The organism is Alkaliphilus serpentinus (genome assembly GCF_009017255.1).
Classification (GTDB): domain Bacteria; phylum Bacillota; class Clostridia; order Peptostreptococcales; family Natronincolaceae; genus Alkaliphilus_D; species Alkaliphilus_D serpentinus.
This window is the reverse complement of record NZ_WBZB01000033.1, coordinates 15,783-30,715: the sequence shown is the minus strand read 5'-3', so window position 1 is coordinate 30,715 and position 14,933 is coordinate 15,783. Positions and strand designations below refer to the sequence as shown.

At 35.5% G+C, this 14,933-nt stretch carries 10 protein-coding genes; all 10 read left to right on the top strand.

All coding sequences use genetic code 11. From position 1 onward, the window contains the following. Positions 1–102: 102 nt before the first annotated feature. Positions 103–1,902 (top strand): MutS family DNA mismatch repair protein, encoded by a 1,800-nt coding sequence (locus F8153_RS09425; protein WP_151866111.1) that lies wholly within the window; start codon positions 103–105, stop codon positions 1,900–1,902. Positions 1,903–2,056: 154 nt separating this feature from the next. Beyond that, complete coding sequence (locus tag F8153_RS09420) at positions 2,057–2,929, top strand: helix-turn-helix transcriptional regulator (RefSeq protein ID WP_151866110.1); 873 nt, start codon at positions 2,057–2,059, stop codon at positions 2,927–2,929. Positions 2,930–3,126: 197 nt separating this feature from the next. After that, positions 3,127–4,614, top strand: coding sequence for an S-layer homology domain-containing protein (locus F8153_RS09415; RefSeq protein ID WP_151866109.1), 1,488 nt, complete (start codon positions 3,127–3,129; stop codon positions 4,612–4,614). Positions 4,615–4,681: 67 nt separating this feature from the next. Next, the gene (locus F8153_RS09410; RefSeq protein WP_151866108.1) at positions 4,682–5,098 is read left to right on the top strand and encodes a DUF5640 domain-containing protein; all 417 of its coding nucleotides are present in this window, start codon (positions 4,682–4,684) and stop codon (positions 5,096–5,098) included. A gap of 161 nt (positions 5,099–5,259) precedes the next feature. Continuing rightward, entirely contained in the window at positions 5,260–6,129 is an 870-nt protein-coding gene (locus F8153_RS09405; RefSeq protein WP_151866107.1) for an AraC family transcriptional regulator, read from the top strand. 52 nt (positions 6,130–6,181) lie between these two features. After that, positions 6,182–9,244, top strand: a complete 3,063-nt coding sequence (locus F8153_RS09400; protein WP_151866106.1) for an AAA family ATPase — start codon at positions 6,182–6,184, stop codon at positions 9,242–9,244. 248 nt (positions 9,245–9,492) lie between these two features. After that, positions 9,493–11,088 carry a BCCT family transporter gene (locus F8153_RS09395; protein WP_207707717.1) on the top strand — a complete coding sequence of 532 codons (1,596 nt, stop codon included), beginning with the start codon at positions 9,493–9,495 and terminating at the stop codon, positions 11,086–11,088. A 207-nt stretch (positions 11,089–11,295) separates the two neighbouring features. Then, a complete protein-coding gene (locus F8153_RS09390) occupies positions 11,296–11,766 on the top strand; it encodes a (2Fe-2S)-binding protein (RefSeq protein WP_151866105.1) in 471 nt (156 codons plus the stop codon). Between the two features lies 1 nt (position 11,767). Next, positions 11,768–12,643 carry an FAD binding domain-containing protein gene (locus tag F8153_RS09385; RefSeq protein ID WP_151866104.1) on the top strand — a complete coding sequence of 292 codons (876 nt, stop codon included), beginning with the start codon at positions 11,768–11,770 and terminating at the stop codon, positions 12,641–12,643. After that, on the top strand, positions 12,643–14,907 hold the full coding sequence (locus F8153_RS09380; protein WP_151866103.1) for a xanthine dehydrogenase family protein molybdopterin-binding subunit: 2,265 nt from the start codon (positions 12,643–12,645) through the stop codon (positions 14,905–14,907). Before F8153_RS09385 ends, F8153_RS09380 begins: the two co-directional genes overlap by 1 nt. The last annotated feature ends 26 nt before the right edge of the window (positions 14,908–14,933 follow it).

Genomic DNA, 14,933 nt, shown 5'->3' with positions numbered 1-14,933 from the left:
AGAAAAAAATGGTATCCTTAAAATAGGATTCATATGAAATACTAGACAAAGGAAGAGATATAGATCTTGCAACTTTTGTTGAGATGTCTGGAAGGAGAAGTTATGGATACTAAAGAATTTTTCTATAATAGGCTTCAGGATTATGAGGAAAGAGAAAAATCAAAAAAAAGGGCCTTTGATAAGATCGCTAATTTTCGATTAGCCATTATACTCATAGGAGCTTTCGTAGTCATAAGCTTATACATAAGAACCAACTTTAAAAATGCCTTTTTAGCCTTTGTTTTTTTTCTGTTATTAGTTATTCTGTTAATTATTAAGCACTATAAAACTAAGAAGGAACTCATAAGAACCAGGGCGATGGTTGAAATCAATAAAAGGTATTTAGATAGGCTTAATGGAGATTGGATAAATTTTAAAGACTGCGGCATGGATTTTGTAGAGCCCTCCCATCCCTATACAAGTGATTTAGACATATTTGGGCCTAAGTCCTTGTTTCAATGGGCTTCAATAGCAAATACCTTTTATGGAAGACAAAATTTACAAAGGGTTTTTACCAAGCCCCAAAAAGAAATAAAAGCAATTAAGCAAAGGCAGGAGGCCGTTAAGGAGCTTGCTGATAAGTTGGAATTTTGTCAGAATCTCCAGTGTGAAGGCCTGATTTCTAATGAGGTAGCCAATAACCCAGAGGACCTTATAAGATATGCAGAGGATAATAGGGGGCTTTTTACAAACAAATGGATCAAAAGGCTTTTTTACCTATCACCGTTAATTCTGCTAACTTCATTTGTACTTTACTTTACGGGAAGTCCCATACCAATCCTTTTTCCAATTACCCTAATGGTACTCCACCTTATGATCATTTTTGTGGGTTATAGAAGGACATCACCTATCTTGAATACAGTACATGATTATGTTAGAAGCCTAGAAGCCTTTGGAAAACTTCTTTTATTAATAGAAGAAGAGGATGTAGAGTCTGAATATCTATTGCAATTAAAAGAGGGCATAAAAATTAATAACACCAATGCTTCAGAGGTTATAAAGTTATTAGAGAAAATTTCAAGCTATATTGATATAAAGTATAGTCCCCTTGTTCATTTTGTCCAAAATATCATTTTCCTTTGGGATTACTATTGGATATTTGAATTGGAAGGCTGGAAGAAAACCTATGGAATGGGAATTAGAAGGATATTTGACACTATAGGGGAGTTTGAAGCCATAGCTAGTTTAGCTGTAATTCATCAGATAAATGATGAATGGATTTTTCCAAAATTTAATGAAGGAGGCTTAAGCTTTCATGCCGCTGCAATGGGTCACCCTTTGCTTAATAAAGATCATTGTGTATGTAATAGCATAGATATTAGAAATAATTCATCCATTATTACTGGCTCCAATATGTCTGGGAAAACAACTTTTCTGCGAACCATAGGCATTAATCTTGTTTTAGCCTATGGAGGAGGGCCAGTATATGCTAAAGAGCTTAAAACCTCCCTTATGGATATATTTACCTCCATGAGGGTCAGTGATGATTTGAATAGTGGGGTGTCAACCTTTTATGGGGAGCTATTAAGAATTAAGATGATTATCGATTATTCAAGTAAAAGGATCCCGATGATTTATCTGATAGACGAAATGTTTCGTGGTACCAATTCTAAGGATCGAGTTATTGGAGCAAGAAGTGTATTAAAGAATCTAAATAAAAGCTGGATTATTGGCCTGATTTCAACCCATGATTTTGAGTTGTGTGATTTGGAATTAGACCAGAACTTGAATATCCAAAACTATCACTTTACGGAGAACTATAGCAATAATGAAATTTATTTTGATTATAAGCTTCGTAGAGGCAGGTCTAGCACCACTAATGCTAAGTACTTAATGAAAATGGTTGGAATACATATTGAATAAAGCCTTGCTAGAATCAGGGAGAATTTATGGGATCATTACTTAGGATGGAGAAAAATAATCTAAGTAAGCAGGAGAAAATTATTCTATATAGAAGTCATACTTACCTAAATTGTATATAATCCAGTAAAGAAATATATGTAAGTGAGGTCATTATATGAATAAAGGCTTTCAGCAATTTATTAATCAGATTCCCTCGGATATCTATAATAGCACTGAAACCCATTATACTGCAGATATAAGTATTTCTAGACCTACCACCTATATAATCAATTCAGATATCTATTTACAGGATTATCACTTTACATTACTGAATACTTCTTCACCACCCATGAAAATCGGTAAGAAGGAATATCAATTTAGTAGGAAAAGGATGCTGGTATTTACACCCGAGACCGTAATTCGATGCACAAAAGATACTCCCTCTGGCGAATATATAGCCATGAGCATTAAAAAAGAGTTTTTACAGGAGATTGTTAAGGAAGCACTAGGCAAAGATAAGCCTTCTTTTTTAAGGATAGACAACCCATTTAGCCCCAACATATTAAGACTTGTTGAAGCTTTTGAGTGGGAACTTGATAATCGAAGAAGCAGTTCTCAATTAATGCTGCAAAGTATCAGTATTCAAATGGGGATTCAAATTCTTAGGGAGAGTGGTGTTGATAGCTCCCTTCTTAATAAATCACCATCATCCCATAGGAGCTATATTACCTTGGCTAAGGATTATATGATGACTTATTACAATGCCAACATTAAGCTAGAGGATATCTGTAAGCAAATACACATCAGTCCTTATTATTTTATTCGTATGTTCAAATCAGCAACTGGCCAGACTCCCTATGAATATTTACGTTCGATTAGGCTACAAAAGGCTGAAGAAATGTTACAACAGGGAAAATATTCAATAGAAGAAGTAGCAAGGCTCAATGGCTTTGTAAACGTCGGACATTTTTCTAATGTTTTCAAAAGGGAAAGGGGTGTTCCTCCATCTAGATATAAAAAGAGTTATATGATCATAAGTAAAGAATAAAATAAAATGATGCTATTCAATCACCTCAAGGAAATTATTGAGGTGATTTTTATATTTAACGAAGAATCATAAAGGCAATTTTCTGTAAAATAAATGGCAATTTTACAAAAACCTAAAACTATTCAAAAGATATAATTATTTATGTAAATCATTAGTATAAAAAGAGAAAATATTTATGGAATTTGGAGGAGATATAAATGAAAAAAAGGATTTTTGCATCTTTAATTTGTGTTTTGATGATATTAGCCTTATATCCTGTGGATGCAGGAGCTATAACCATGGCAGATATCCCAACTAGTATTGGTGCACCTGAAAATGTCGGAGTTGGCGTGTACCCATATTACCCAGAAAATGGTGAAATCGAATGGTTTGAAATTGGGTTTTCTGCCGATGAAAATATACAAAAATTTGGTGATATGGTGGAAAATGGAGAGATGGACAAATTGGGCCTTAACAGCTGTAACCTAAGTGTACAGCTTGACTATAAATATAATGAAGATGGGTCATGGCAATATACATCTGAATGGGATACTGAAGGAGCATATTTTGAAGCCGGAGCAGACTCTGCAATGTATTCAGCCAACGATGTTTATATAGTTAATGGCACAGAATTGGATCCTATCATAGATAATGTAGCAGATTTGCAGGATAATACCTTTTATTTCAGGGCTAGATTCCTACTAAGTTATTTTAATAGTGAAACTGAAGAAACTATCGTATTGATTTCTCCATGGTCAGAAACGGTAATGTATGGAAAAAATGCATTCAATGAGAAGGTAACCTCAATAGAAGCACCTGTCTTAAAAAATGTTGAATTAAAGACAGATGATTATGGTGCCCCATACTTTGTCTTTACTGCTGAGAATCCCGATAGTGTAAAGAAGCTAAATAATAGTGAAGGATCCATAACAACCCTATTCCAAATGAGAAAGACTGGGGAAGAATGGGGTGTTGAATCCGGTGGTTCGTCAGGAATGCTCTTCGAAGAATTTTATCAATATCCAGAGGACATTGGAGGTATGAATGAGATAAACATTGAAGCAAATACCTATGAATTTCGCATGAGGTATGGATATTCAGAAATTTATGCAGGTGACACAATAGTCTATTCACCATACTCCAATGTGTTAACCATAGGAACACCAGCTTATTACCAAGGTGCATCTAATTGGGCTGTTGAGGAGCTTAACAAGGCAGCAGTATATGGACTTATTACAGAAAAAATCAAGGATAAAATGGCTGGTAAAATCACCAGGGAAGAATTTGCGGAAATCGCTGTTAAGCTATATGAAAAATATACTGGAGATACAGCAGCTGTAGGGAATGCCAGCTTTGTTGATACCAATAATCCTGAAATACTAAAGGCTGCTAATCTGGGTCTTGTGACAGGTATCGGAAACAATAAGTATGCCCCCAACGATTTGGTTACTAGGGAGCAAATGGCAACGATTCTTCTACGGGCTTTAAAGGTTTTAAACCCAACAGAAGATTTTTCGACAGAAGGGGCTACCAAATTCACTGACGATGATAAAATTGAATCTTGGGCAAAGGATGGAGTTTATTATTGTGCTAAGGCAGGTATAGTAACTGGTGTAGGAAGCAATAAATTCGATCCGGATGGTAGTGCAACGCGAGAAGCAGCTGTAATTGTCTGTACTAGAGCCTATGAATATTTTTCAAAATAGTCTTAAGGGAATCTAATGTAGCTTTACACTTTAACTAAAAGATGAATGAATGGTAAGGTGGTTAAATATGAAAAAGACACAACTTCTTATATTTTTGATTGTGATAGTGATGGTTGTTATGTGTATGGGTTGTAGCGATGGCAACAAATCAGCTAAAGAAACAAATGATTCACCTATAGAAACTAGTTCGGAAGAGGAAGGAGATATCCCTGTAGGAGAATCTAGTCTAGTTGGTAGTTGGAAAAATGAAATAAACTTTCAATTTACCTTTAATGAAGATGGTACTGGTACCTTTAACATGAATGGAATGGAACTGCCCTTCGATTATGAAATAGATGGAGATACCCTTAAAGTTGTAACCATGGGTGCTGAGAATGCGCCGGATTTTTATAAGTTTAAGGTGGAGGGAGATGTCTTTTCCTTTGGTGAACTGGAGACCTTCTCCTCAACTGGTTATACAGATGAATATAACAGAATAAAATAGGTTAAGAACAGACTTTCCTAGATAAAAACCGCCAGTAGTGTTGCTGGTGGTTTTCTATTGCATAAAAATACCCTTAAGAAAAAGGAATTCTAGAAAAAAAGCATAATAATATACTTATAGACTATATAGACATTAGTATAAGTAATTATTGGGGGAATCATATGAGCAAAGAAATTGTAAATAATAAAAGCAAGCGGGGATACCTAGAAAAAGACTTTGCCCTTTTTCACATAAAGGATCGAATCAACCTAGAACTAGAATTTCATTATCATGATTTTTATAAAATACTCATATTTATTTCCGGAAAGGTTACCTACCTCATTGAAGGTAGAGCCTATAGATTAAAGCCATGGGATGTATTATTAGTTAATAGCAACGAACTCCATAAACCCCAGATAGACGCCAGTGAAAGCTATGAACGGATTGTTATTTGGGTTAGTCCAGCCTTTTTTGAAAAATCTAATACTACTGAGTGCATCCTTGAAACCTGTTTTCAACTGGCCATAAAAGAGAATCTAAATCTAATAAGGCAAGACCCTACTCAACTTCATATCTTAAGGAAAATATTATCACAGATTGAAGAAGCTCAAAGGAATAGTGAGTTTGGCAGTCAATTACTCAGTAATTCTCTATTTACTCAGTTTATGATCTATATCAACCGACTGTATTTAGGGGTAGATAAAGAAATTCTTCAAGAAGATTTTACCTATGACGAAAGAATTTGCTCCATTATCAGCTATATAAATAGCAATCTTGAGAGAGATTTATCAATTGATACCATAGCTTCTCTATTCTACTTAAATAAATATTACCTGATGCATAAATTTAAAAAAGAAACAGGCTATACCTTACATAATTACATCCTACAGAAGAGGCTAATAATGGCTAAAGGGCTAATAAGATCTGGCTACAATATTACCGAGGCCAGCGCTAGATGTGGCTTTAATGATTACTCCAACTTTAGTAGAGCCTTTAAGAAGATGTTCGATATTTCTCCCCAAAAGTATGTAAATAGTATTACAAGAAATTAATCATACCCCGTGAATCCATTTATCAGCAGTTACCATTGAGGAGGTTGATAGCTTGAAATCCATAAATGTAAAGCTATTAGGTACACCTATAGTTACTATAGATGGTAAAAAACTTGCTTTTCCCTATAAAAAGGCAGAGGCTTTGTTCTATTATCTATTAATAAAGGGACATGCTTCAAGGGATAAGCTTGTTCATTTATTATGGAGTGAAGTTGACGAGGCTGTTGCTAAGAAGAACCTTAGAAATGCCATTTACATAATCAAAAAGCTTTTTCATGAGGATGTATTAATATCTCCCCAAAGATCCATTATTACTATTAACCCTGCTCTGGATTATTTTGTAGATGTGAATACTCTATTAAATAGTAATAGTGAAAGTGCAGTAGAAGTTTACCAGGGTGAATTTCTTGAAGGTTTTTATGTGAAGGATGCTGAAGTATTTGAAGAATGGATGTTTTCTCAAAAGGAAAAATATAAGGATATCTATATCAATAAATTACATAAGGGAATTAAGGACGGTCTAAAGAATAAAGATTATAAATTAGGAGAGAAGCTTGCCAAGAGTCTTATACAAATTGATGAGTTTGATGAAACCGCCTATAGAGATCTGATGAAAAGCTATGGATTTATGGGAAGATATAATCAAGCCCTAGAGGTATATCAAAAATTAGTTGATGTATTGAACAGGGAATTATCTATTTGTCCAGATGCAAAAACCACATTGCTATACGAGAAGCTTTTGAAGGAGAAAAATAAACTTGATCATTTAGAAAAGAAGGATCCTCAAGATTTTTTTTATGGAAGAAAGAGTGAGCTTTTTAAAATTCACGAAAACTATAAAAGATTTATAGATAATACAGAGTATAAATCCTTTATCATCATAGGAGAAGCTGGTATAGGAAAAAGTAAACTAATAGAAACAGCATTAAAGACCGTGGAACACAATGATATAGAAGTCTTCACCACCTATTGTTATCAAGCGGAAGAAAAATATTTATTAAAGCCCTGGAATGGCATATTTTCTAAAATTTCAAATTTTATAAAAGAAAATAATATAGAAATTCCAGAAATTCTTAGTACCATCATTAGCTATATATTTCCTTCCTTTGCAGCGAGCCTAAAGGTTACTATATCAAATTCTGTTGAGCATATTGATATACTCAAGTATCAAGTAGCTGAGAGGGCTATTTGTGATGTTTTAGAAAGGGTTGCTGATGGAAGAAAGCTTATTCTGGTTTTTGAAGATATACAATGGATAGATGAGTTAAGTTTATCTTTGTTAAAGAATTTATTATACAATCAAAAAAATAAATTTGTTTTACTCATAGCTTCTTGTAGAGATGGTTATGAAGAGAAACTGTCACAATTCTTTGCAGAAATGGGTAGGAGCAATCTTATCGAAAAACTTTATCTAACAAGATTTAATCAAAGAGAAGTTATAGAATTTGCATTAGAGCTATTGCCTGATCACGACTTCAGCCAAGCTATTAAGGATTTAATGTATGTAGAAACGGAAGGAAACCCCTTCTTTCTTATAGAGTTTCTGAATAACCTACAAGAGGATAAGCATAGCATCAAAATCACGTCAAAAATGGAGGATATTTTAAGAAGCAGATTTATTAATATATCAGAGGAAGGAAAGAAACTCTTGAATATTGCCTCTGTTTTTTTTGATAAGGTACCCTATGATACATTGCATCAACTTTGTGGCAAAACAGAACATGAGCTAATGGACCTTATTGAAGAATTGCAACAAAAGAAAATTTTAAAAGAATCAATCTCTTCAAAAGGGAATCCCTATTTTGTCTTTACCCATCAAAAGCTAAGAGAATTTATTTATGAGCAAATGTCTTTATCGAGGAAAAAAATCCTCCATGATAAGATTGCTAGACATCTTGAAAACAGGCTTAAAAAAGATAAAAGAGACTTTTCTTTATATTCAAAGCTGATTTATCATTTTAGCAGAGCAAACAACAAAATCTATACATTAAAATATTCCATAAAGAATGTAGATACTTATTTGCAGCTTCATAATGAGGTTTTTCCAGTTCTAAAGGATGGATGCTTTCAAGGGGATAAGAAGCTTTTTCTAACCTCCCATCAAGCCTTGACATGGCTAACTGAAATTAAAGAAAACCTAAAGAACATTAAGGCAGACATGGAGGAAACTGAGGAATTAACCAAAATCGAGGCAAATTTTTATCACATGTTAGGTAGGTTTTATATATGTAATGGAGATTATGAAAGGGGCTTAGACCTAATTCATTATGTTATTACTAAAGGATTAGAGCTAAAGGATTACTCCTTAGTGATCCATGGCTATCGTCAGCTCATATATTATTGTATCAATACACAAAATACCAACTTAATGGCAGAATATATAAATAGTGCTATGATGATTGCCACCTCAACCAATCAAAAAGAAGAGGTTGGTATTCTCCTAAGACTGGAAGGCCTAATGAAAATAATGGAGGGCTCCTATCTAGAGGGAGAGATTATTCTAAAACGCTCTATAGATACCTTTGAAGAGCTAAAAGAAAGAAATGACTATATTCTAAACATCGCTGCTGCCTATAATTATATTGGTGATAGTAAAAGATATAATAAGGAATACGATGAGGCTATTGATTATTATAAGAAGGCCATTGAACTATGCGAAAGCCAGAATATATTAAGGGGCTTAACAATATTCTATAGGAATGCGGGGCTTGCTGCATTTGATATGGGCGATTTGGAAGATTCTGCGTCTTATCTTAACAAAGCCCTGGGCTTTTACAATCAATTGGATGTCTTATGGGGTAAATCAACAGTCCATGGCTATTTGGCGTTACTATTACTGATACAGGAGAGTTATGAAGAATCTATTAAGCATTTGTTAGAAGCAGATAATTGTGCACAAAAAATTAAAAGCCCCTATGAAATAGGACTAGTATTTAGGATTAAAGCCGAAATCTGCTCTATAATTAGAGAGAAAAAATCCTTAAGGACTCTTTTTCAATCAATCCTACATGAAGGTTTAGAAGCTTATTGTGATGCAGGAATTGAGGCTCTAAAGCCTCTAAACAGCTATGAAATCGAATTTTTATATAAATTGAAGAGCACTTTGCAAAATTAAGCTAGGGCCATTAATGGTATAAAACCTAGCTTTTTAAAACTTAAAAAAAATTAAAAAATTCAAAAAATTAAAAATATAGCATTGTAATTGGACTTTTTATTGACGTTATATTGTTAAACTATTAATAATTAGATGATATAAGTTAGTGAATATCTACTCTACAAGCCATAATCTGTTTTTACTCTTATAATTCTTAGATATTTTCTAATAGGGGACATCTAATAAAAAAGATAAGGGGGTAATAGAAATTGCAAAAATTTGAAAAAGCCAGTTTACGGATGTCTATTTTTATTCCAATGTCAATTTTCTTCATCTTTGCTATTGTTACAGGTATAGTAGCACCAGAGGCCTTCTACAATGCCTTAAACTCTACTGCTGGATTTGCCTTCGAAAACTTCGGTTGGCTATTTCAGCTTTCCTCTGTACTTTTCTTCTTCATGTGTGTATTTCTAGCCTTTTCTAAGTATGGAAATATAAAGCTGGGGGGTAAGGATGCAGAGCCAGAATTAAGCTTTTGGAATTGGTTTGCCATATCCCTGTGTGCGGGGATAGCAACTGGTATACTTTTCTGGGGTGTTGTTGAACCATTAACTCATATGTATGCACCACCAGAGGGTTTAGGCTTGATTCCAGGTAGTGAATCGGCAGCCATGTTCTCAATGACCCAAACCTTTATCCATTGGACTTATTTACCCTATGCCATGTATGCAATTTGTGGTGTAGGAATTGCATATGCAGTATATAATGCAAAGCTACCCTTCCAAGTTAGTTCGATGCTGTATCCAGTAATGGGCAAGAGAATTCAAGGCTGGGGTGGTGCCTTGGTGGATAATATCTGCTTATTTGCATTGGCTGGTGGAGTAGCAGCCGTTTTAGGTGTTGGAACCATGCAGATTGCCAGTGGATTAAATATTCTAACGGGTATTGAACCAGGGAAATTCATATGGATTTTAATTGTTACAGCCATTGTATTAACCTATATCATTTCTAGTTATACTGGGTTAAAAAGAGGAATTAAATGGCTTTCAGACAAAAATGCGAAGATCTTCTTTGCAATGATGATATTTATTCTATTATTGGGACCAACAAGGTTTATATTAAATTTTGGTACTCAATCCACTGGTCATTTTATTCAAAACTTCTTTGAAAGAACCCTATATATGAGTCCCATTGATGGCTCACCTTGGCCAAGATGGTGGCCAATCTATTACTGGGCAATATGGATTGCCTACGCACCATTATCTGGAATGTTCTTCGCTAGAATATCAAAGGGTAGAACAATTAAACAATTTATGCTGGTAAATTTATTTTTACCTGCCACCTTTGGATTGATATGGTTCTCAGTATTTGGAGGTGCTGCAGTAAATCTTCAAATGCAAGGGGCAGGAATCTTTGAAGCCATGCAAGCCGGAGGAAATGAAGTTGCCGTATTTGCCTTTTTAAAGAACTTCCCGTTATCAACCTTAACCAGTGCCATATACATTCTGGTGATTTATGTATCCATAGTTACCCTAGCAGACTCAATGACTTCTACGATATCTTCATTATCCACTAGTGCATATAACAATGCTGATGTGGAAGCCCCTGGGCAGGTTAAGATTTTCTGGGGTGTGATAATGTCATCCTTAGCAATCATAAACCTATTGTCTGCCGGTGGAAAAATCAGTGGTATCGATGCAACAAAACAAATTTCTACAGTAGCTGGATTCCCGATTCTCTTCTTGATGATTGCCATGGCCTTTACCAGCATGTACATGATTATAAAAAGAGAAAAATATGATGTAGTAAGCTTTCCAGAGACAGCAAAGGTAGATAAAGAGGTAATGGTTAAGTCTAAAGCATAGTCCTATAGAATAATAAAGTAAGTAATTTACCAGTGAGTAAAGCCTATCCTTAGAGGTAGGCTTTATACATACCTAGATGTCTTCAGGTGACTCCTTTCATAGTCTCTAATCCTTCTGGACTTTTTTTAGACTATTGGCTGATACCATTGAACTAGTAAAGATCGATTATTAAATGAAGTAATAAATTATAGATAAGGAGGCAATGGGATGCTTTTGAATATGAGGGTGAATGGTATTAATTATGCACTAGATGTAAATCCAAGGCTAAGATTATTGGATGTACTAAGGGAGAAATTATCTTTAACCGGTGCCAAGGAGGGCTGTGGAGAAGGTGAGTGCGGAGGATGTACAATAATATTAGATGGTCTTGCTGTAAATTCATGTCTAGTTCTTGCCCATCAGGCTGAAGGAAAGGAAATTATAACGATAGAAGGTTTAGAAAAGGATGGAGAGCTAGATCGATTACAGCAGTCTTTTATTGATAAAGGGGCAGTGCAATGTGGTTATTGTACTCCTGGAATGTTAATGTCCTGTAAAGCTTTATTAATGAAAAACCCAAATCCATCCAACGAAGAGATTAAAGAGGCCATTGAAGGTAACCTTTGTAGATGTACGGGTTATATTAAAATAATTGATGCAGTAAGGGCTGTGGCTGATAGCAAGGAAGGAGGCAATTGAAATGGAAAAATGGGCATTTTATTCTCCTCAATCCTTAAGGGAACTAATAGAACATCTAGCTGAGATTCATAATCCTTGTTTCGTAGCTGGTGGTACTGATTTGATGATAAAAATTAGGAATTATAAAATTAAACCAACTACAATCGTCAACTTAAATAGAATTCATGAAATGGTATATATAAGGAAGGAGGATGAAGCCATAGCTATAGGAGCTATGACCACCTTTACACAAATAGCAGAAAGTCCAATAGTAAATAGGTATGCCCGCTGCCTAGGTCAATCGGCTGGCAATGTTGGATCCAAGCAAATAAGGAATATAGCAACTATTGGAGGAAACATTGCTAATGCTGCCCCCTGTGCAGATTCTATAACTTCCTTAATGGCTTTAGGAGCAAGAGTTAAAACCATCAATATCTGGGGCGAAATTCATGAAAAGCCTATTGATGATGTTATTATTGGTAGAGAGGAAAATAACCTTGATGAAAAGGAAGTAATTATTGAGATAAGAATCCCTACCCTAGAGGGTGGATATTCAGCCTTTAGTAAAATTGGAAGTAGAACTGCTGTTACGATATCAAAGCTTAATATGGCCATTGTACTAAGCTATAATAAAGCAGATGCTGCAATTGAATGCCCAAAGGTTGCTTTCGGGGCATTGGGGCCTAAACCATTTATATCAGATGCTGTGGCTAATTCTATTAAAGGTAAAAAATTCACTTATCCAGTTATTGATGTAATAAAACCAGTATTATTAAAGGAGGTTGAAGCCTCCATAGCTGGGAGGGCTTCCTTTCCATATAAAAGGGAAGCTATAATGGGGTTAGCAGAAAACACATTAAATTTATTAATGGATGGAATTAAGGAAGGGGGATATTAATGAAAGATGATTTAAAATATATTGGCAAAACCCTTCCAATTCATGATGTAAGGGAAAAGGTAACTGGACAGCTTCGATATGTGGGAGATATGATGCTTCATAACATGCTGTACGGAAAATTGCTCTTAAGTTCAATATCCCATGGTATTATTAAAGAAATTGATACCTCTAAAGCAGAAGCCCTCCAAGGTGTTATAAAGGTCTTTACCTACAAAAATTCTGTAGATAAAAAATACAATTCTTATATGTGGTATAAGGCCATGGATACAGTAAAGGATGAGGTTCTTTTTACTAACAGGGTCCGATTTATGGGAGATAGGATTGCTGCTGTTGTAGCCACTAGTAAGGAAATTGCAGAGGAAGCCCTAACCTTAATTAAGGTAGATTACGAGGAATTACCCTTCATTGATGCAGAAGGGGCCTTGGTAGAAGAAAACATTAAAATTCATCCCTGGGGTAATATCATGTCTAAGAGGGAAATGGAAAATGGTAGGGTTGATGAAGCATTAAAGAAAGATTTGACTATTGTTGAGGATACTATTGAAACCCAAAAGGTACATCATGCTGCAATGGAAACCCATGCATGTGTAGCGGATTCCACCCCTGATGGAACCATTACCCTATGGTCTCCCTGTCAGGTAGCCTTCCAAGTTCAATTGATTGTATCTGAAGCTTTAGGCATACCCACCAGTAAAATAAGAGTGATAAAAACAGCTATGGGAGGCTCCTTCGGAGGAAAGGGTCAACCAATATTAGAACCTATATGTGCCTACTTATCTCTAAATACTGGAGCCCCCGTTAGGCTTGAAGTCAGTAGAGCTCAAGCAATTATTGGAACTAGAACTAGAAATGCTACCAAAGGGCGGGTTAGGATAGCAGTAGATAAGGAAGGCATGATTGTTGGTAGAGATATAGATGTATTAGTTGATGGTGGTGCCTATCATACCAATGGCGATGCTGTTGCTTTGGCAATGGGTAAAAAAGCCTTTAGACTCTATAGAATCAAGAATCAAAGGTATAAGAGTACCACGGTTTATTCCAATACACCAATAGGTGGTGCCTGTAGGGGATATGGGTCACCTCAAATCCACGCTATTACAGAAATTAATATTGACAATGCAGCAAGGGCCATAGGTATGGATCCTGTTGAGCTACGACTGAAAAATCTAGTTCATCCCTATGATAAGGACCCCTTGAATGGCCCCGATTTAGGGAATGGCAGGGTTATTGATTGTCTTGAAAAGGGAAAAAAAGCCTTCAATTGGGAAGAAAAATTCAATAATAGGGGGCAGGAGGGTAGATTTGTAACAGGTGTTGGAGTGGCCTGCGGAGTACATGGAAACGGGTATTATGGAGCTCATCCAGATTATATGATGATGACCCTTAAGGTATTAGAAGATGGGAAAATTTTAATGCTATCAGGCCTCCATGACTTAGGCTGTGGAACAATTACCACCATGAAGCAAATCGTAGGGGAGGTCTTAAAGATTCATCCCGATAATATAATAATTCCTGAAGCCGACACCTTCTATAGTCCCTATGACTCGGCAGGAACCCAAGCCAGTAGGGTAACCTTTGTATGTGGTGGTTGTGCACAAGAAACAGCAAACCTATTAAAGGAAAAAATCTACAAATATAGTGCAGCGATTTTAGAGTGTACAGAGGATGCTATAGAAATGCTGGAGGGAGTCATTACCAATTCAGAAAAACCCAGTGATAGAATATCCTTAAGTGATTTATTATCAAAGGTGAGATACCAGTTTAAAAGAGAAATCAGTGTCACGAATACCTATGAATCAAAGGCAAATCCTGGAGTATATACCGTAAACTTTGTTGAAGTAATGATAGATAAATTAACAGGTATGGTAAAGATCTTAGATGTGTTATCTGTATCGGATATTGGAAGGGCTATAAACCCTGGTTTTGTAGAAGGACAGGTGCATGGGGCAATACAGATGGGTATAGGCTTTGCTTTATCGGAGGAAATCAAATTAGATGCGAAGGGCAGGGTAACTACAGCGAATTTTAGTAAATATCATGTAATAAATGCACCCGACATGCCAAAGGTAAAGGTAATCCTTGTAGAGGAAGGTGAAGAATATGGGCCCTTTGGTGCCAAAAGCATTGGTGAACTTGCAACAGTTGCAATTGCACCGGCTATTATTAATGCCATTAATTGGGCATTAGATATTAATATATCCTCTCTACCTGCAACACCAGAAAAGATTATTGAGGCCCTTAATAAAAAGGCAAAACAAGCCTAAGAAAGTTAAAAGCCTGTATAGAGGAG